Source organism: Enterobacter sp. JBIWA008 (assembly GCF_019968765.1).
GTDB lineage: Bacteria > Pseudomonadota > Gammaproteobacteria > Enterobacterales > Enterobacteriaceae > Enterobacter.
Genome location: NZ_CP074149.1, coordinates 3,277,940 through 3,296,487, shown reverse-complemented (window position 1 = coordinate 3,296,487; position 18,548 = coordinate 3,277,940). Strand labels below are relative to the sequence as shown.

Below are 18,548 nucleotides of genomic sequence, written 5' to 3'. Positions count from 1 at the left end.
CAGTTCGTGTTATTTTAGACCCTATATATTGTTATTCATCTGTAAAAGGGTAGAGAGATGGTTCGTGCAAAACTGAAAACGCCTGAAGGCCGCAAGTTCCTCCTGGCGCTGCTGGTCGTGTTTCTGATTGCTGCCGCGTGCGTGGGGCGAGCAACCATTGTTGGCGTTATCGAACAGTACAATATCCCCCTCTCTGCCTGGACAACCAGCATGTACGTCCTGCAATCGGCGATGATCTTTGTCTACAGCCTGGTGTTCACCGTTCTGCTGGCCATCCCGCTGGGCATTTTCTTCCTGGGTGGACGTGAGAAGCATTAAGCGCCGACTTGCGATACCTAAGCCATCCTTCCGGATGGCTTTTTTATGGCTCATCTCACTCTCCTCAGTTTTTTTTAATCCGCGATATCCTACCCTGCAAGCATTCTGGCAACTGTTTTTAAAGCAGGAGCGGTAGATGCGTTCCAGATTTCCATGCACAGCCAGATCCCCAAAGGCGTCTGGGTTGTGGGGGCGTCAGTATGTTGCTGAATATCTCGTCAGAGAGTATTCACAGCCTGCTGCCATTTTTTATTAAGGTCTTTTCGGGAATGATAGGCGACTACCTGGGGCAGGGTAAGGGGCTGGCACTGTTGGGATGCGATGGTGGCAGACGTCACGCCTCCGGAAATACGGAGTGCGGGAATGGATACAACAGGGGCATTTCTTGGCCAATTAGTGGCCGTAAGCTTAATGCTGTTGCTGGACAATGATTTTCGTACCCTTTTCTGGATAGCCCTTTTCCCCGGTCTGTTTTCAGCTGCCTTGCTCTATTTTGGCCTTCAGGAGCCGAAAACTCCCCTCGAACATAAACGTACCAATCCCATTAAACGAGAGAATTTAAGGCGGCTGGGTAAAGCGTGCTGGTGGTAATGCCACGGCTACCAACGGGTCATGGGTCAATAATTCCGACCAATGTATAAAAACAAATACCAGGCCGGTTGAGCCACCGCTTGAAAAAATGAAATGTTATGTGGCTGTACGTGGAAACGACTCGATAACGCACCGCCGGGACAGCGGGTTATCGCGCAGGAACTGATGGAAGTGATGCCTGGGGCTGTTTTTACAGGAGGTACGACTATCCTTGATGACGGAACAGAAATTGAAAATACATTATAATTTCTCTGGCTCCATCCAAACCCTGGACATTGCGTTTATCGTAAACCAACCCAACAATCATAACGGCCTCCTTAATTTGTTAGAGAGGAGGCTATATTTCACTGTAAAAATATACCAATAAAAAAACCAGCCATAAGAGGCTGGTTTTCAATGTATTTTTGGTCGGCACGAGAGGATTTGAACCTCCGACCCCCGACACCCCATGACGGTGCGCTACCAGGCTGCGCTACGTGCCGACGCATAAAAAGAATACTACTCGATTCCGTTTTGAATGCAAGGGAATCCGCTGCTAACTGGTTTATTATTAATCAGTTAGCGATAAAGCGCTTCTCATCCGTCAGGACCTGCAGCAGCAGGCTCAGCTGCGGTTTCTGGTCTTTCAACCGTTCACCCAGCAGATTATACGTCTGATAATTCCCGTTGCTGTTCAGCACCAGCGTCAGCTTCGGCGTGGTTACTACCAGCGTATTATTCCCCGCCGCCGTCACCCAGCTGTGGCGGCGCGCGGCGCTGAAAAGATCCTGCCCCTGCGAATACTCGTTTGCAGGCGTGCTGACGTGCAGCAGGCGTTGCATCAGGGTGGTCATCACATCTTTATGCTCGGTGAGCATATTGATGCGCTGCGCCGGAGTTCCTGGCCAGTGGATCACCAGCGGAACCTGCAGATTCGGACGAGACCAGCTCATACTCTTCGTCTCGTCACCTAGGGGAATGCCATGGCCCGCGGTCACGATCACCACGGTGTTGTCCAGCTTGCCCGACTCGCGAAGCGCGTCAAGCACGCGACCTATCTGCGCATCAACATCGCCAGCCGCGCGACCGTAGCGGCGCGCAAAGTCGCTCTTATTGCTGTTAGCCAGCGTTGTGCCGTTAAAGGCAACCCATGAGAACCAACGGTTATCTTCCTGGGCGTAGCGCTGCAGCCAGTTTATCCATTGGCTGGCGGTCTGCGCGTCGGACTGATTTTGTGCCGTCGGCAGTGAGAAATCGGACAGCAGCGCCTGACGGTAGAGCGGGCTGTTAAAGCCATCGGATGAGAACAACCCTAACTGATAGCCTTGTTGATTCAACCCGGTGATCAGCGCCGCAGGTGTGCGGGTAGACAGTACGCCGTCCATGTATCCTGCTGAAATGCCATAGAAGAGGCCAAAGATGCCCGCGTCGGTTGTGTTACCTGAGCTCATATGCTGAGTAAACGTGACGTTTTGACTCGCGAAATTGGCCAGCGCAGGCATCTGTTTCTCGTAACGGGAATAGTTCAGACCATCAACGGTGATCAGCAGGACGTTTTGCCCGCGACCCATATCGCGGTAGTTCAGGTCGCTCAGAGGATACTGAACGCTGACGGCTTCCGGGTTACCCTGCTCGATAAGACGGCGCTGGTACTCCTGCGCATCAAGCAGGCCGTGTTTCTCGAGGAAGCGACGGGCCGTCATCGGGTACGAGAGCGGCAGGTTTGCGCGCTGCATGGTAATAGGGCGATAGAAATTCGCATCCGCCCAGATATACATGATGTGCGAACTGATAAAGGAAACGAAGAAGAGCGCGGCGACGGGCTTCGCGTAGTGGCGTCGCCGGGTCAGGCTACGCAGTTTTTGCCAGCTCCAGGTGGCAAACAGCATCTCAATCAACAGGATCACCGGGACGCTGATAAACATCAGCTGCCAGTCACGGGCCGTTTCGTTCTGGTCGGGATTAATCACCAGTTCCCAGACGATGGGGTTGAGGTGCAGGTGAAAGCGGGTGAAGACTTCACTGTCGATAAGCAGCAGCGTCATCCCCACCGTCGCAAGGATGGCGGACAAGAATCGCATCAGACGCTGCGACATGACGATAAACGTCAAGGGGAACAGGATCAGCAGATAGGTGGCGAAAACCAAAAAGCTAAAGTGACCCACAACGCTTATCCAGGAATAGATACGCCCGGTTAGCGTTGTGGGCCAGTCTGCGACAAACAGATAACGACAGCCAATGACCGTCGCCAACAAAATGTTGAACAGGGCAAACCAGTGCCCCCAGCTGACCATCTGGGAGACTTTTTCACGGTAGCGCTGACGATTCGTCACCATAAACTGTTGTTCGTATCCCTTAATGGGCCTGGTCGTTGCTGACGGACGACTGTAAAGCCTGGGCGAAAGATTTTGCGATCGCCTGACGCTGAGCCGGAGCAACGCTGGTGTTAATCAGGTTGGTGACCATATTTCCCAAAACCATCAGGGAGAGATCGGTCGGCGTTTTATGTTTTTCCAGTACGTTGACCAGCTCACTGAGCAGTTGTTCAACGTGTTCATCACTGTAGCGGGAATGTTGTGGCATAAATCAAAATCAGTTTGTTGATGAAAGGGCAACATATTACCGTAGCAACAGCTTTTTTTCCCCTTTTTTATCTGTTGTTGCACACATGTCCTGGTGGTGGTTGAATACCGCCCGGTCTAAAAGGAGAGTTTATCATGAGTCTGGAAATCAACCAGATTGCCTTGCACCAGCTTATCAAGCGTGATGAGCAAACCCTTGAAGTGGTGCTGCGCGATTCGTTACTGGAACCCACGGCGACCGTTGTGGAGATGATGGCAGAGCTGCATCGCGTCTACAGCGCCAAAAATAAAGCCTATGGCCTGTTCAGCGAAGAGAGTGAACTGGCTGATAGCCTGCGCCTGCAGCGTCAGGGCGAAGAGGATTTCCTGGCGTTTAGCCGTGCGGCAACCGGGCGTCTGCGCGACGAACTGGCGAAATATCCGTTCGCCGACGGCGGGATCGTGCTGTTCTGCCACTATCGCTACCTGGCGGTCGAGTATCTGCTGGTTACCGTGCTGAATAACTTAAGCAGCATGCGCGTGAACGAGCAGCTGGATATCAGCTCGACGCATTATCTGGACATTAACCATGCGGATATTGTGGCGCGTATTGATTTGACCGAGTGGGAAACCAACCCGGAGTCGACCCGCTACCTGACATTCCTGAAGGGGCGCGTGGGCCGCAAAGTGGCGGATTTCTTTATGGATTTCCTCGGTGCCAGCGAAGGTCTCAACGCCAAAGCGCAGAACAAAGGGCTGCTCCAGGCGGTTGACGACTTCACCGCCGAAGCACAGCTCGATAAATCTGAGCGCCAGACTGTGCGTCAGCAGGTCTACAGCTACTGCAACGAACAGCTGCAGGCAGGGGAAGAGATCGAGCTGGAGTCCCTGTCAAAAGAGCTGGCGGGCGTCAGCGAAGTCAGCTTCCAGGAATTCACCGCGGAGAAAGGCTATGAGCTTGAAGAGAGCTTCCCGGCCGATCGCAGTACGCTGCGTCAGTTAACCAAGTTTGCCGGCAGCGGCGGCGGGTTAACCATCAACTTTGATGCGATGCTGCTGGGGGAACGTATCTTCTGGGACCCGGCCACCGATACGCTGACCATTAAGGGGACGCCGCCGAATCTGCGCGATCAGCTTCAGCGCCGCGCCTCGGGCGGTAAATAGCAGGCACAAAAAACCCCGCAGAAGCGGGGTTTTTTTCGACAGGTTTGCGATTACGCGCGAACGAAGTCGATGTGAGTCAGTTTTGGCTTGAACGCGTGACGCTGAACAGCCTGAACTTTCACTTTTTCTTCTTTACCGCCAACAACGATGGTCAGAACTTCGCTGTAGAATTCAGCTTTGGTCTGCAGGTTCCACAGTTTGTCGTGATCCAGTTCGATTGCAACTGGAGCAGCTTCGCCACCGTAAACGATAGCCGGGAACTTGTTAGCGGTACGCAGGCGGCGGCTCGCACCCTTACCCTGCACGTTACGTACTTCTGCTTCGATAGTAAACATTGATTTCTCTCTGTATTTAAAACCCTACTACAGGCGACCCAGCAGCAGGTGAGTGTTCTGCCTCACGGATGTGAAGCGGGCGGCATTTTATACTCAAATGCCCCTCACATCAATGAAAAGTCCCGCTACCCGCGCAATTCATTGGCGCGACGGAAGCGACCTTCGTAGTCGAAGAGTTTTTCGCGCACCTGCCAGAACTGACCTTTCTTACGGGCGACGACAAAATCCGGATGGCGCAATAACGCCTGCTGGCGCACGATATCGGCCACGGTGATCCAGCGCAGGGGCACGCCCGGCGTGCGGGTATGCGGGCGGATAAAGAGCTGTTCGAAGGCCGTTCGCTGAGCTGGCGTCTGAAGCCGGAAGCGCTCGCTGACGTCCGCCCCGTCTTCATCGTAATAGGTGATTTTCAGCCATTCGCCTTTTTCATCGGCGCCGGACTGCAACGCCATGCCGGAACAGCGAAGCACCAGGGCATCTTTCAGCTTTAATGCCGCTTTCAGCATGTCGTCCGGGTCAACCAGCACCGTGTCGCACTCCCGACAGCGGCGAGCGGCAATGTCATTTTCGGCGTTGCACTGCGGGCAGTTTTTAAAGCGGAAACGAAAATCGCACTGCTCGCGATGCCCGTCATCATCTTCAAACCAGCCCTGGCAGCGGCGGCCAAAGTGTTCGATCAGCGTACCGTCGGCGGTGGTTTTTCCCCAGAAGGTGTTGGCAAACCCGCAGGCAGGGCAAAAGACCTGCACGGGCACGTTGTCGCTTTTCCCTTTTGGCGCGCCAACCTCAGGCGTATAGAGATCGTGCGGGTTACCGGCATAATCCAGAATCAGGCAGTCGGTTTTTCCCGGGGCCAGACGCAGGCCGCGGCCAACAATTTGCTGATACAGACTGACCGATTCGGTCGGGCGCAAAATGGCGATCAGGTCGACGTGCGGGGCGTCAAATCCGGTGGTCAATACCGACACGTTTACCAGATAGCGGAACTGCTGGGCTTTAAAGGCGTCAATCAGGCCGTCACGCTCCGGGCCGGGGGTCTCGCCGGTGATTAGCGCCACGTCACCGGCGGGCAATAACCCGGTGATTTCGCGCGCGTGCTCAACGGTAGCGGCAAAGATCATCACCCCTTTGCGCGTCGCGGCGAACTCTTCTATTTGGCTGATGATATGCGGCGTAATACGCTTTTGCTTTTTCAGCTCCTGGTTGAGATCTGCTTCGCTGAATAAGCCGTTGCTCTGCGCCTGCAGACGGCTGAAATCGTACTGCACCACCGGCATATCCAGCCGTTCAGGGGGCGTAAGGTAGCCATGTTTGATCATGTAGCGCAGCGGAAGTTCGTAAATGCAGTCGCTAAACAGGGCCTTGTCATCGCCGCGCACCATGCCGTGATAATGGTAGCGATAGATCCAGCCTTTCCCCAGACGAAAAGGGGTCGCCGTCAGGCCCAGCAGGCGCAGGTGAGGGTTCACCGCTTTCAGGTGAACCAGGATTTGTTGATACTGGCTGTCGTCGTCATCGCTGATGCGGTGACATTCGTCGACAATCAGCAGCGAAAATTCGCTGCGAAACAGGTCCAGATTGCGCGCCACCGACTGCACGCTGCCAAAGACCACTTTGCCGTGGCTCTCTTTGCGCTTTAGCCCGGCGGCGAAAATATCGGCTTCCAGCCCAAGTGCACAATACTTGGCGTGGTTTTGCGCGACGAGCTCTTTGACGTGCGCGAGCACCAGCACGCGACCGCGCGCCAGACGCGCCAGTTCGGCGATGACCAGGCTTTTGCCTGCGCCGGTCGGGAGCACAATCGCCGCCGGCTCGCGATGTTTACGGAACCAGGCGAGGGTGGCGTCAACGGCTTCCTGCTGATAGGGACGAAGTGTAAAAGTCATGGGGTCTCGGTTTCGTTATTCCGCACATAGTATGCCACGAAACTTTTTCCCTTGAGTGGCGCAACCAGACCATTATACTGAACCGTTCCAGACTGCTTCTTTTTTCGGACCTGTTGTCCGACTTCCAGCACCATTAAGGCTAAAAAGATTTCATGCGACTTGATAAGTTTATCGCTCAGCAACTCGGCGTAAGCCGCGCTATTGCCGGGCGCGAAATTCGCGCCAGCCGCGTTACCGTGGATGGCGACATTGTGAGAGACAGCGCGTTCAAACTGCAACCTGACCATCAGGTGGAGTATGACGGCAATCCGCTGACCCAGCAGCACGGTCCGCGCTACTTTATGCTCAATAAGCCGGAAGGCTACGTCTGCTCAACGGACGATCCCGATCACCCGACGGTGCTCTATTTCCTCGACGAACCGGTGGCGCACAAGCTGCACGCCGCAGGCCGTCTCGACATCGACACCACGGGGCTGGTGCTGATGACCGACGACGGGCAGTGGTCGCATCGCATTACTTCCCCGCGTCACCACTGCGAGAAAACCTATCTGGTCACGCTGGAGTCGCCGGTGTCGGATGACACGGAAGAGCAATTCGCGAAAGGCGTTCAGCTGCATAATGAAAAAGATCTGACCAAACCCGCCGTGCTTGAGGTGATCACGCCGACGGAAGTCCGTCTGACCATCAGCGAAGGGCGTTACCATCAGGTGAAACGTATGTTTGCCGCGGTGGGGAACCACGTTGTTGGCCTGCACCGTGAGCGGATTGGTGCGATTGAACTCGATCCCGACCTGGCGCCTGGCGAATATCGCCCGTTAACGGAAGAAGAGATCGCCAGTGTCGGCCTGCCTTCGCACTAATTTCAGGAGAGCTCTGTGACCACCAGGCCACACTCGTCATTCAAAATCGTCTTCATTCTTGGCCTGCTGGCCATGCTGATGCCGCTTTCTATTGATATGTACCTGCCTGCGCTGCCGGTGATCTCTGCGCAGTTTGGCGTCCCGGCGGGCAGCGCGCAGATGACGCTCAGCACCTATATTCTCGGCTTTGCCCTCGGCCAGCTATTCTATGGCCCGATGGCGGACAGCATTGGGCGCAAGCCCGTCATCCTGGGCGGGACGCTGGTCTTTGCGGGCGCAGCGGTTGCCTGTGCGCTGGCGCAGACCATCGATCATCTGATTATCATGCGCTTCTTCCACGGTCTGGCGGCGGCAGCGGCAAGCGTGGTGATTAACGCCCTGATGCGCGATATCTACCCGAAAGAAGAGTTCTCCCGCATGATGTCGTTCGTGATGCTGGTGACGACGATTGCGCCGCTGGTGGCCCCCATGGCCGGTGGTGCAGTGCTGGTGTGGTTTAGCTGGCATGCGATTTTCTGGATCCTGGCCCTGGCCGCGCTGCTGGCCTCGGCGATGATTTTCTTCTTTATTGATGAAACGCTTCCCGTCGAACGCCGTCAGAAATTCCACATCCGAACTACAATTGGCAACTTTGCCTCGCTGTTTCGCCACAAGCGCGTGCTCAGCTATATGCTGGCAAGCGGGTTTAGCTTCGCCGGGATGTTCTCATTCCTGAGCGCCGGGCCGTTTGTCTACATCGAGCTTAACCACGTTTCGCCGCAGCACTTCGGCTATTACTTTGCGCTTAACATCGTCTTCCTGTTCATCATGACCATCATCAATAGCCGTTTTGTCCGGCGGGTGGGGGCGCTGAACATGTTCCGCGCCGGGCTGTGGATCCAGTTTGTGATGGCTATCTGGCTGGTGGTGAGCGCGTTTCTGGGCGTGGGCTTCTGGGCGCTGGTGGTCGGCGTGGCGGCCTTTGTCGGCTGTGTGTCGATGGTGTCATCTAATGCGATGGCAGTGATCCTGGATGAGTTCCCGCATATGGCGGGCACCGCATCTTCCCTGGCGGGGACGTTCCGCTTCGGTATAGGTGCTATCGTCGGGGCGTTGCTTTCGTTGGCCACCTTTACGACGGCATGGCCCATGCTGTGGGCGATTGCTTTTTGCGCAACCAGCTCGATACTCTTCTATCTTTACGCCAGTCGACCGCGAAAAGCGGCCCACTAAAACACAGACAAGGCCCGGCAGGGCCTTTTTTGTTGATGCATATCAACCAAACCCCCATTCGTTTATTCCGTGTTTGTTTATTTTATGTAAAATCTATTTGTGTAAAAAGTCACATCATTGTATTCAAAAAGGTTGAGTTAGATCGCAGAAACGGGTACATATAGCGCCGACGCGAGCCTGGATACGGATAAAAAAGCGCTGAATAGTGCAGGCTGGCGATGATGTGTTACTATAAATGTAAATAAATTGTGAAGTAAATTTTGCTTCCGGGGAACGAACGTGAATACATTACAACTCTCCATTGTCCATCGCTTGCCCCAGAGCTATCGCTGGTCGGCGGGTTTTGCAGGTTCGAAAGTTGAACCGATTCCGCAAAACGTCGCGGGCTGTGAAAACTGCCTGGTGGCGCTCAAGCTCTTGAGCCCGAGCGACGAAAATGCATGGCGGGTGATGGAGCGTCTCAGTCAGGCCCTGACGGATATCGAAGTCGACAGCTCCGTGCTGGAGTGCGAAGGTGAGCCGTGCCTGTTTGTGAAAAGCCAGGACGAGTTTGCCGCCACCTGCCGTCTGAAAAATTTTGGTGTTGCCATCGCTGAGCCTTTCTCCGGCCAGTACCCGTTCTGACCGCTAGTCTGCCGACAACAGCTGGCGCGTGTAGCGCTGCGTTGGCGCGCTAAATACGCGCTGGCACTCACCTTGCTCGACCACTTCTCCCTGTCGCAACACAATCACCTGATGGCATAGCGCCCGCACCACCTGTAGATCGTGGCTGATAAAGATATAGGCCAGCCGGTGCTTTTCCTGAAGCCCTTTCAGCAGCGCCAGGATCTGAGCCTGAACGGTTCTGTCCAGCGACGACGTCGGTTCATCCAGAATAATCAGCTCCGGTTTCAGGATCAGCGCGCGGGCAATGGCGATACGCTGGCGCTGCCCGCCTGAGAATTCAGCCGGATAGCGGTGGCGCGTCCCGGCATCCAGGCCCACTTCGGCCATCACCCGCATAACTTCCTGCTCTCGCTGCTGGGCGCTCAGGCTGGGCTGATGCACGCGCAGACCCTCTTCGATAATCTGTAACACGCTGAGCCGCGGGTTAAGCGAGGAGTTGGGATCCTGAAACACCACCTGCATGCGGGGCCGCACGGGCAGCATCTGACGGCGGTTCCAGCGGTGCAGCGGCATATCGTCAAAGAGGATCTCGCCCTGGGAGGCAATTAAGCGCAGCAGCGCCAGGCCGGTGGTGCTTTTACCCGAACCGGATTCGCCCACCAGCCCCAGGGATTCTCCCGGGCGCAGCGAGAAGCGGATGTTTTTCAGCACCGGATTCTGGTCGACGATGCGTCGCAGAATACCTTTGCGGATCGGGAACGACACGGACAGATCCTCAACGCGCAGCAGCGGTGTGCTGTCCGCCCTGAGGGGAACCGGGTCGCCGGAGGGTTCGCTGTCGAGTAAACGCTGCGTATAGGGGTGCTGCGGCGCGCTCAGCAGCGTGGACGCGGTATTCTGTTCAACGCATCGTCCGTTTTGCATCACCGCGACGCTGTCGGCCAGCTTTCTCACAATGCTCAGGTTATGCGTGATAAACAGCAGGCTCATGTTCAGCTCGTCACGCAGTTCCCGCAGCAGCGTCAATATTTGCGCCTGTACCGTCACGTCCAGCGCCGTTGTGGGCTCGTCGGCAATCAACAGTTCGGGGCGCGTGAGCAGGGCCATGGCAATCATCACGCGCTGGCGTTCGCCGCCGGAGAGCTGGTGCGGAAAATCATTCAGCCGTTTGGCCGCATTGCGTATGCCTGTTCGTTCAAGACAGTCCAGAATTTCTCCCCGCGCGGCCTCTTTGCGCATCCCCCTGTGCAGGGATAGCACTTCATAGAGCTGTTTTTCCAGGCTGTGCAGCGGATTGAGGGAAACCATCGGCTCCTGGAAGATCATCGCGATTTTGTTGCCGCGAATGCCGCGCAGGGTATGTTCGTCGGCGTGCAGCAGCGAAGTGCCGTGAAACAGAATATCCCCTTGTGGGTAGCTCACCGGCGGAGACGGCAGCAGCCGCAGGATGGAGAGTGCCGAAACGCTCTTGCCTGAACCCGACTCGCCCACCAGGGCCAGCGTTTCACCGGGTTGGATCTGCAGCGACAGGTCGGCGACCACGGTGCGCGTCTCGCCCTGCGTTGAAAAAGCAATCGACAGGTTATCAATACTGAGAAGAGGCTGGGTCATTTTATACCGCCTTGTTCGGATCAAAGGCATCGCGCACGGCTTCGCCAATAAAAATCAGCAGCGAAAGCAGCACGGCCACGGAAAGAAAGGCGGCGATGCCTAACCACGGCGCCTGCAGGTTATTCTTACCCTGCAGCAGCAGTTCGCCGAGCGATGGGGAACCCAGCGGTAGCCCGAAACCCAGAAAATCCAGCGAGGTGAGGGTGGTGATGGAGCTGCACAGAATAAACGGCAGGAAGGTGAGTGTTGCCACGACCGCGTTGGGAAGCATGTGGCGGAAGATGATCCCCCGGTCGCTCACGCCAAGCGCCTGCGCGGCGCGAATATAGTCGAAATTGCGGGTACGCAGGAACTCCGCGCGCACCACGCCCACCAGCGCCATCCAGCCGAACAGGACGGTAATCCCTAACAGCCACCAGAAGCCGGGCTGCACCACGCTGGAAAGCAGGATGATCAGAAACAGCGTTGGCATGCCTGACCACACTTCAATAACCCGCTGACCCCACAGGTCAATTTTCCCGCCGTAGTAGCCCTGAACGGCACCCGCCACGACGCCCATCACGCTTGAGAAGATCGTCAGCATCAGCCCAAAGAGAAGAGAAATTCGCGTGCCATACAGGATGCGCGCCAGCACGTCCCCGCCGTTAGCATCCGTTCCCAGCCAGTTTTGCGCGGAGGGTGGGGAAGGAAAGGGAGTCGTGGTGGCGAAGTTAATGCTGTTTGCGCCAAAGCGTATCGGCGCCCAGAGCGCCCAGCCGTGCTGCTCAATCTGCTGACGAAGCCACGGATCCTGATACTCCGCCGGTGTCGCAAACGGGCCGCCAAAGTCGCTTTCGCTATAGTTGGCGATAACCGGCACGTACCAGCGGTCGTTAAAATGCACCAGCAACGGTTTGTCGTTGGCGATCAGCTCCGAACACATGCTTAGTGCAAACAGCACGGCAAAAATCCACAGCGACCAGTAGCCTCGGCGGTTGTGGCGAAAACGGGCCCAGCGGGCCTGGTTGACGGGGCTTAAACGCGGCATCAGCGGCCCTCAAAATCGATTCGGGGATCGACCAGCGTATAGCTGATATCACTGATGATATTCAGCAGCAGGCCAATCAGGGTGAAAATATAGAGCGTGCCAAACATCACCGGATAGTCGCGCGACACGGTAGCCTCATAGCCCAGCAGCCCCAGGCCGTTGAGCGAGAACATCACCTCTATCAGCAGCGAGCCGGTAAAAAACATGCCGATGAACGTGGCCGGAAATCCGGCGATCACCAGCAGCATGGCGTTGCGGAACACGTGTTTCCACATGATCTGCTTCTCGTTCACGCCCTTGGCGCGGGCCGTGACGACGTACTGCTTACGAATTTCATCGAGAAAGGCGTTTTTGGTCAACATGGTCAGGGCCGCAAACCCGCCAATGACCGTGGCCAGCACCGGCAGCGTGATATGCCAGAGATAGTCGGTGATTTTCTGATACCACGGCAGGGAGCTAAAATCGGCGGAGACCAGCCCCCGCAGCGGGAAGAGGTCGAAATAGCTTCCCCCGGCAAAAAAGACAATCAGCAGGACGGCAAACAGAAACGCCGGTATGGCGTAGCCGATGATGATGAACGTGCTGCTCCAGATATCAAACCGGCTGCCGTTGTAAACGGCTTTACGGATCCCGAGCGGAATCGAGACCAGGTAGATAATCAGCGTTCCCCACAGCCCCAGCGTTATCGAAACCGGCAGGCTTTGCTTGATCAACGTTAACACTGACGCACTGCGAAAAAGGCTATCGCCAAAATCAAAGCGGATGTAATCCCAGAGCATTTTGAAATAGCGCTCGTGAATCGGTTTGTCAAAGCCGTAACGGTGGGTGATCTCGGCGATCACCTCCGGATCCAGGCCGCGCCCGCCGCGATAATGACTTTCGCTGATATTGCCTACGCCGGTTCGCGCATGGCTCGCGCCCATCCCTTCGCCGCCACCGCCGGGCATGCTGCCGCTGTTGCCAAATTCAATGGCGGCAATCGCCTGATCGACCGGGCCGCCGGGGGCGATTTGCACGATAAAAAAGTTAATCGTGATGATGGCCCACAGGGTGGGGATGACCAGCAGGAGACGACGGATAAGATAGGCACCCATGATGATTCCTTATCGCCGCTCAGCGGGAAGTCTGGCGGCTTTGTTAACGTCATACCACCAGGTATCAAAGCCCAGGGAATAGACAGGGCGCACAGCAGGCACGGAGAACTTGTCCCAGCGCGCAAGGCGATCCTCGCCCATATACCACATCGGCAGCATGTAGTAGTTCCAGGTCAAGACCCTGTCGAGGGCGCGCCCGAGCGGCAGGAGCTTTTCTTTATCCCCCTGCGCCGCCACTATTTTCGCAATCAGTGCGTCAATCGCCGGGCTTTTTACCCCCGGCGCATTGTATGAGGAGTCAATGTAGCTGGAGGCCCAGGAGATTTGCAGGTCCGAGCTGGGCCATGGCTGCGCGGGCCACAGCCGCTGCATCATGTCGTAATCACGGCTGCGCATGCGGCTGGTGATCTGCGCGTTATCGACCTGGCGAATGTTCATGGTCACGCCTAGCCGCTCAAGGTTGTGCTTAAACGGCAGTACCCACTGATCGTTACCCCCGGACGAGAGCAGCAGCTCAAAGCTGAGAGGCTTGCCCGTTTTAGCATCAACACGCTTTTGATTTTTCAGATGCCAGCCCGCGTCATCCAGCAGCTTGCTGGCTTTGAGCAGGTTGTCGCGGTCGTAGCCGTCACCGTTCGACGCGGGCGGCTGAAACACGGTGGTGAAAACCTGCGGAGGCAGCTCTGCTTTCAGCGGCGCCAGCAGGACCAGCTCGTCGGCTTTCGGGTAATCGCGCGCGGCGTACTCGGTATTTTGAAAATAGCTGTTGGCGCGGCTGTAAGCCCCGTAAAACAGCGCTTTGTTCATCCATTCAAAATCAAAGGCCAGGGAAATGGCTTCGCGCACCCGGCGGTCATTGAATACCGGACGCTGAATATTAAACGCCAGCCAGCGGGTGTCCTGGGCAGACTCATTTTTGTGCTCGTCTTTGACGATATAGCCTTTGGCGAAATTTTTGCCGATATAGCGGGTCGCCCAGTTTTTAGCGCTGCTCTCTACGCGTAAATCGAAGGCGCCGGCTTTGAACGCTTCAAACGCCACGTTATCGTCGAGGTAGTAATCATAGCGAAGAGTGTCGAAATTCCAGCGCCCGCGGTTTACCGGCAGGTCTGCCGCCCAGTAGTCTTTCACGCGAGAGTAAACGACATATTGCCCCATGCGCCAGTCGGTGATGCGGTATGGGCCGCCTGCCAGCGGCGGCGTGGAAAGCGGGTCGCTTAGCTTATGATTTTTCCAGAACGATTCAGGCATCACCGGCAGCGAGAACAGGCTGAGCATATTCTCTTTGTTCGGTTCGCTCAGCTCAATGCGCACGGTGAGCGGCGCAATGGCTCTGACGGAAGCGCCTTTATATACGATGCGGAACTGGGGGACGCCTTCGGTCATGAATTTATGGAAGGTGAATGCGACGTCGCTGGCCTTCACCGGCGTACCGTCGTGAAAGCGTGCTCGCGGATTCAGCGAGATTTCCGCCCAGGCGAAGTTATCGGCGTAACGCACGTTCTCGGCAATCAGCGGATAGTAGCTGCCGGGTTCATCATCGGACGTGACGAAGAGCGTATCGTAAAGCGATTCCGTGCGCGCGGCCGCTACGCCGCGCATGGCGAAGCGGTTGAAGTTGTCGAATGTTCCCGTGGCGGAAAGCGTGACCTTTCCGCCCTTCGGGGCGGCAGGGTTAACGTAATCGAAGTGCGTAAAATTGACCGCATATTTCGGCTCGCCGATCACCGCGAAGGCGATATTTTCTTTGACGGCCTGCGCCTGGCTGGACAGGCTCGTTAGTGCCAACATCAGCAACATGAAGCGCATAAGCATCTCGCGGAGGCTCCCTCTTTTACAGACCGGCTCGGTTAAGCTGAATAATAAGTGACGTCACGGGCAATGTGAAATTAATCACCCTCGGGCGAAATATCAGGCCGCCATTCGCGGAACTGCGCCAGCGGCATCGGGCGGCTAATCAAGTACCCCTGCAGGAAATTAACGCCGTGTTCGCGCAGCCAGGCGGCCTGTTCCGGCGTTTCCACCCCTTCGGCGACGGTCGACATATTCAGCCGTCTTGCCAGCGTCAGGACGGCATCCAGCACCGGTGACGTCACGGTCTCAGTGCCAATTGCATTAACAAAGCCGCGGTCGATCTTGAGGTAGTCCATGGTGAAATGCTCAAGATAAATCAGCGCGCTGTGGCCGGTGCCAAAATCATCAATGGCTATCTCAAACCCTTCGTGATGCAGCCATTCGAAGAGGCTGTTGGCTTCCCGGTGATTGAGCATGTCGCGCTCGGTAATTTCCAGCACGATCTGGAAGTAATCCTGGGGCAGTAGCGCTTTGAAGGTGCGCATATCGTCTTTGAAGCTTTCCGCATGCAGATGCCCCGGCGCAATGTTGATGCCCACCTTTGCTCCCGGAGGTAACAGGGTTTGTAATACGGGAGCATCATGAATGATAAGGTCAAAGAGATGCAGCGTTAGCGGAACAATCAGCTTCTGCGCTTCGGCAAAATTGATAAACGCATCCGGCGGAATTTCCCCCATTGTCGGGTGTTTCCAGCGCATCAGCACTTCAAGCCCGGTCATCTTGAGCGATTTAGCATCGACGACGGGCTGATAAACCACATAAAACTGACCGCGCTTAATCGCGCTTAAAATCTCTTTACCCGGATTGAGGCGAATGCTCAGGATATAGTAATTGAGCGATCCGGCACAAATGCCGCATACCAGCCCGAAGAACAGGGCGTAGAGAATTTCATCGCTGGTCCATGCATCCGCATACAGGTTTATGGTCAGGGGAACGTCTTTCAGCGTCGCGGTACGGGCCGGCGTTTCATGAAGGTCATGCGCGTTGACCAGCGTGCTGGACCGCGTTGACAGCGCATGATTGCCAATAATGATGGCGATGCCGGCAAATTCGTCCTGGCGTGCAGTGTAGAGCAGATAAGGCGTCAGATTGAGATTCACCGAGGTGAAGACGCCGCCGTCCTTCACTAGCGGGTTACGGTACCAGATGGCAATCGCGGGTTTGTTGGGCAACATCGGGGTGCCAGGAAGCAACGCCATATCAATCTGTTTGTCGATGTGCAGCTCAGGTATTAGCTCCTCCATCGGGGAATTCATCGGACCCGTGGCAGAAGAGCAGAACGCCATTTTGTCTCTGACCAGCAGGAATGCGCGAACGTTAACGCTAAAGGCAGCGCGCGAGGTAAGTTCCTGATTGACGTCGTGGCAATTGTTTAACGTGAGCGGCTGCAGCACATCGATAGAATTTTTTAAATCATCGAAATAGCTCTCCATATAGCTGCTCACATCGTGGATCAGGGTGTCGAATTTGACTTCCCGCTTGTGGTAGCTCCAGAAAAATTGCAACGAACCCAGGAGCAGGGCGGCGATCAGGCCTGTGATGATGCTGAGGATCAGTATCTTGCGATTGCTGGAGAAATAGCGGGTGAACATAGACGTCGTGATTCCTGAAATGCCGCTGGATGTATTCAGTGTAACGGGCAAAAAAAAACACTGCCGAAGCAGTGCTTTTTTTCATCATACCGTCAGCCAAGGGATAACCAACGATACGATAGTCATATTAACTGCGGGTCAGTACGCGGCGTGCTTCGTTGTAGCGCTTCTTCCAGTACGGTTCATTCATGCTGGAAATGGTCACACCGCTGCTGGTGGAGGCATGCACGAACTGGTCATTACCAATGTAGATGCCAACATGTCGACCTGTAGAACCGGCACGGAACAGGACTAAATCACCGGTGCGCAGTTTGGTACGTGATATCGACTTACCCATCTCCTGCTGTTCATAGGTTGAACGCGGAAGATCTAACCCAAATTGCTCACGGAACGTACGCTGTACAAAACCGGAACAATCAATACCTGTTTTTGTGCTGCCGCCAAGACGATAGCGCACGCCTTTCCAGTCAGCATACTGGTCCATAATGCGGGACTTCACGTCCAGATTACGTACCATATTTTCAAATTCATCCTGAGAGGCTTGCAGTGACGAGGAATCTTCCATTCCCACAACACGCGTCTCAGGATGCATATTCTTTGCGGTGTTCGATGTACTACATGCAGACAACAGTACCGCGACTGCTATCGCCGGGATTCCCCGTAAGATATATCTCAGAAACGGTTGAGATTTGACCATTTTGTTTATTTTCCCTTGAAGTCCTTAACGACAAATATCGTTATAAAAATGCCAAACGTGACGAGACTAATTATCTGTTCACATTGAGACAATTCTTTCTGGTCACATTTGTGGCACAGCGCACAAAATTATTCGCCAGTGAAATAATTATCTCTATGGGGCAAAACGAGTTCGAGATTAACCGATTGCCTGGGGTATTGCGAGTAAAAAAAGCCTTTTTTTTATAAGAAAATGTGATACAGAAAGTAAAAACATAGAATTGCTCAAAATAGCGACGGATCCGCTGCGCCAGTGTGCAATTGCTTCATTTTTATCATGAATATGATTACGAAAATATGACAGTGGGGAAAGATCGCGCCGAGAACGCTATCAGGGATCATGTCGATCCCTGATAGCTCACGTTAATTTAGGTTAGTTATTTGTTTAATTGTTGTTGCGCTCTGCCGGGAAGATAGCGATCGAACAGCGCTATTATCCTGTCGCTCAGTGGGGTCATCAAACACCACGGCAGCGCAATCAGTGCCACGGAGAGCGAACCGACGGCAATATCGCTGAACCAGTGAGCGCCAATCATTACGCGCGGGAAGGCAAAAACCACAAAAATAATCAGGGCTATGGCAAAGGCTTTTCTGCCGAAATAGCGAAGCATAATTGCGGAAAAAATAAGCAGCATCATGCCGTGATCGCCGGGGAAACTGTCCTTCGACGCATCTTTTGTTGGAATATGCAGCAGTTCGCTGACGCGATAAATATCGGTGAAGAATAGCGTTGGGCTTGAACGCTTAACCGGAATAATCGCCGTTGCCAGCTGGTTAATGATGACGGCAAACAGCAGCATAACCAGACCGATAATGAGAATACGCCTACGCCCGGCTTTGTCCTCTTTCAGCCAGAAAGAGAGCATCAGGCAGCCCATGGCCAGCAGCGAGAAGCCGTCGAAGGCGCGGTTGTTGGTAATTGCCACCAGCCACAGAAACGCTTTGCTCTTCACCAGCTCCTGGTTGAAGAAGTGAAAAATGGCAGAATCCAGCGGGAACCAGAATCCATGATCCGCCGGGATATACCAGGAGAAGAAAAGCGCCAGACCGGCGACATTAAGCAGTAATATCAGGGGAAATCGAGTTGTCATAACGTTCTGCATAGAGTGAAAACTGGGGCAAC

Annotated in this window: 16 protein-coding genes, 1 tRNA gene and 1 pseudogene; 6 read left to right on the top strand and 12 right to left on the bottom strand. The window is 55.0% G+C overall.

Features of this window, described 5'->3' with window-relative positions; translation table 11 throughout:
- Positions 1-57 precede the first annotated feature (57 nt).
- Positions 58-318 carry a DUF2534 family protein gene (locus tag KGP24_RS15830; RefSeq protein WP_223561083.1) on the top strand — a complete coding sequence of 87 codons (261 nt, stop codon included), beginning with the start codon at positions 58-60 and terminating at the stop codon, positions 316-318.
- A gap of 153 nt (positions 319-471) precedes the next feature.
- Positions 472-906 (top strand): annotated as a pseudogene (locus tag KGP24_RS15825) (MFS transporter); the annotation flags it as partial.
- A 408-nt stretch (positions 907-1,314) separates the two neighbouring features.
- On the opposite strand, the gene KGP24_RS15820 reads toward KGP24_RS15825, so the two are convergent.
- The 3 genes from KGP24_RS15820 to KGP24_RS15810 form a co-directional block, all read right to left on the bottom strand.
- Positions 1,315-1,391, bottom strand: a tRNA-Pro gene (locus KGP24_RS15820).
- 72 nt (positions 1,392-1,463) lie between these two features.
- Positions 1,464-3,224, bottom strand: a complete 1,761-nt coding sequence (yejM, locus tag KGP24_RS15815; protein ID WP_223561082.1) for an LPS biosynthesis-modulating metalloenzyme YejM — start codon at positions 3,222-3,224, stop codon at positions 1,464-1,466.
- 19 nt (positions 3,225-3,243) lie between these two features.
- A complete protein-coding gene (locus tag KGP24_RS15810) occupies positions 3,244-3,471 on the bottom strand; it encodes a YejL family protein (RefSeq protein ID WP_014884596.1) in 228 nt (75 codons plus the stop codon).
- Positions 3,472-3,605: 134 nt separating this feature from the next.
- On the opposite strand from KGP24_RS15810, the gene yejK reads away from it, so the two are divergent.
- Positions 3,606-4,613, top strand: coding sequence for a nucleoid-associated protein YejK (gene yejK, locus KGP24_RS15805; protein WP_223561081.1), 1,008 nt, complete (start codon positions 3,606-3,608; stop codon positions 4,611-4,613).
- 50 nt (positions 4,614-4,663) lie between these two features.
- On the opposite strand, the gene rplY is transcribed toward yejK, so the two are convergent.
- A complete protein-coding gene (rplY, locus tag KGP24_RS15800; RefSeq protein WP_008500956.1) occupies positions 4,664-4,948 on the bottom strand; it encodes a 50S ribosomal protein L25 in 285 nt (94 codons plus the stop codon).
- Positions 4,949-5,073: 125 nt separating this feature from the next.
- Positions 5,074-6,834 (bottom strand): DEAD/DEAH box helicase, encoded by a 1,761-nt coding sequence (locus KGP24_RS15795; RefSeq protein WP_223561080.1) that lies wholly within the window; start codon positions 6,832-6,834, stop codon positions 5,074-5,076.
- Between the two features lie 152 nt (positions 6,835-6,986).
- Here KGP24_RS15795 and rsuA point away from each other — a divergent pair, with 152 nt between their 5' ends.
- The 3 genes from rsuA (at position 6,987) to KGP24_RS15780 (ending at position 9,530) form a co-directional block, all read left to right on the top strand.
- On the top strand, positions 6,987-7,694 hold the full coding sequence (rsuA, locus tag KGP24_RS15790) for a 16S rRNA pseudouridine(516) synthase RsuA (RefSeq protein WP_223561079.1): 708 nt from the start codon (positions 6,987-6,989) through the stop codon (positions 7,692-7,694).
- Between the two features lie 15 nt (positions 7,695-7,709).
- Positions 7,710-8,906 carry a Bcr/CflA family multidrug efflux MFS transporter gene (locus tag KGP24_RS15785; RefSeq protein WP_223561078.1) on the top strand — a complete coding sequence of 399 codons (1,197 nt, stop codon included), beginning with the start codon at positions 7,710-7,712 and terminating at the stop codon, positions 8,904-8,906.
- 279 nt (positions 8,907-9,185) lie between these two features.
- Positions 9,186-9,530 carry a YejG family protein gene (locus KGP24_RS15780; RefSeq protein ID WP_008500952.1) on the top strand — a complete coding sequence of 115 codons (345 nt, stop codon included), beginning with the start codon at positions 9,186-9,188 and terminating at the stop codon, positions 9,528-9,530.
- 3 nt (positions 9,531-9,533) lie between these two features.
- On the opposite strand, the gene yejF is transcribed toward KGP24_RS15780, so the two are convergent.
- The 7 genes from yejF to KGP24_RS15745 form a co-directional block, all read right to left on the bottom strand.
- Positions 9,534-11,123 (bottom strand): microcin C ABC transporter ATP-binding protein YejF, encoded by a 1,590-nt coding sequence (gene yejF / locus KGP24_RS15775; RefSeq protein ID WP_223561077.1) that lies wholly within the window; start codon positions 11,121-11,123, stop codon positions 9,534-9,536.
- 1 nt (position 11,124) lies between these two features.
- Positions 11,125-12,150, bottom strand: coding sequence for an ABC transporter permease (locus KGP24_RS15770; protein ID WP_223561076.1), 1,026 nt, complete (start codon positions 12,148-12,150; stop codon positions 11,125-11,127).
- Positions 12,150-13,244: a microcin C ABC transporter permease YejB gene (locus KGP24_RS15765; RefSeq protein ID WP_223561075.1), complete on the bottom strand. Its 1,095-nt coding sequence runs from the start codon at positions 13,242-13,244 to the stop codon at positions 12,150-12,152. Before KGP24_RS15765 ends, KGP24_RS15770 begins: the two co-directional genes overlap by 1 nt.
- A gap of 9 nt (positions 13,245-13,253) precedes the next feature.
- Positions 13,254-15,059, bottom strand: coding sequence for an extracellular solute-binding protein (locus KGP24_RS15760; protein ID WP_223561074.1), 1,806 nt, complete (start codon positions 15,057-15,059; stop codon positions 13,254-13,256).
- Positions 15,060-15,133: 74 nt separating this feature from the next.
- Positions 15,134-16,690 (bottom strand): cyclic di-GMP phosphodiesterase, encoded by a 1,557-nt coding sequence (locus tag KGP24_RS15755; protein ID WP_223561073.1) that lies wholly within the window; start codon positions 16,688-16,690, stop codon positions 15,134-15,136.
- 127 nt (positions 16,691-16,817) lie between these two features.
- Positions 16,818-17,387: a bifunctional murein DD-endopeptidase/murein LD-carboxypeptidase gene (mepS, locus tag KGP24_RS15750; RefSeq protein WP_008500946.1), complete on the bottom strand. Its 570-nt coding sequence runs from the start codon at positions 17,385-17,387 to the stop codon at positions 16,818-16,820.
- A gap of 415 nt (positions 17,388-17,802) precedes the next feature.
- Entirely contained in the window at positions 17,803-18,516 is a 714-nt protein-coding gene (locus KGP24_RS15745) for a phosphatase PAP2 family protein (RefSeq protein WP_223561072.1), read from the bottom strand.
- Positions 18,517-18,548: the final 32 nt, after the last annotated feature.

Coding starts and splice junctions, on each gene's coding strand:
- yejM (WP_223561082.1), bottom strand. CDS start 3,224: ATGGTGACGAATCGTCAGCGCTACCGTGAAAAAGTCTCCCAGATGGTC.
- KGP24_RS15760 (WP_223561074.1), bottom strand. CDS start 15,059: ATGCTTATGCGCTTCATGTTGCTGATGTTGGCACTAACGAGCCTGTCC.
- yejK (WP_223561081.1), top strand. CDS start 3,606: ATGAGTCTGGAAATCAACCAGATTGCCTTGCACCAGCTTATCAAGCGT.
- rplY (WP_008500956.1), bottom strand. CDS start 4,948: ATGTTTACTATCGAAGCAGAAGTACGTAACGTGCAGGGTAAGGGTGCG.
- KGP24_RS15830 (WP_223561083.1), top strand. CDS start 58: ATGGTTCGTGCAAAACTGAAAACGCCTGAAGGCCGCAAGTTCCTCCTG.
- yejF (WP_223561077.1), bottom strand. CDS start 11,123: ATGACCCAGCCTCTTCTCAGTATTGATAACCTGTCGATTGCTTTTTCA.
- KGP24_RS15745 (WP_223561072.1), bottom strand. CDS start 18,516: ATGACAACTCGATTTCCCCTGATATTACTGCTTAATGTCGCCGGTCTG.
- KGP24_RS15795 (WP_223561080.1), bottom strand. CDS start 6,834: ATGACTTTTACACTTCGTCCCTATCAGCAGGAAGCCGTTGACGCCACC.
- KGP24_RS15755 (WP_223561073.1), bottom strand. CDS start 16,690: ATGTTCACCCGCTATTTCTCCAGCAATCGCAAGATACTGATCCTCAGC.
- KGP24_RS15765 (WP_223561075.1), bottom strand. CDS start 13,244: ATGGGTGCCTATCTTATCCGTCGTCTCCTGCTGGTCATCCCCACCCTG.
- rsuA (WP_223561079.1), top strand. CDS start 6,987: ATGCGACTTGATAAGTTTATCGCTCAGCAACTCGGCGTAAGCCGCGCT.
- KGP24_RS15810 (WP_014884596.1), bottom strand. CDS start 3,471: ATGCCACAACATTCCCGCTACAGTGATGAACACGTTGAACAACTGCTC.
- KGP24_RS15770 (WP_223561076.1), bottom strand. CDS start 12,150: ATGCCGCGTTTAAGCCCCGTCAACCAGGCCCGCTGGGCCCGTTTTCGC.
- mepS (WP_008500946.1), bottom strand. CDS start 17,387: ATGGTCAAATCTCAACCGTTTCTGAGATATATCTTACGGGGAATCCCG.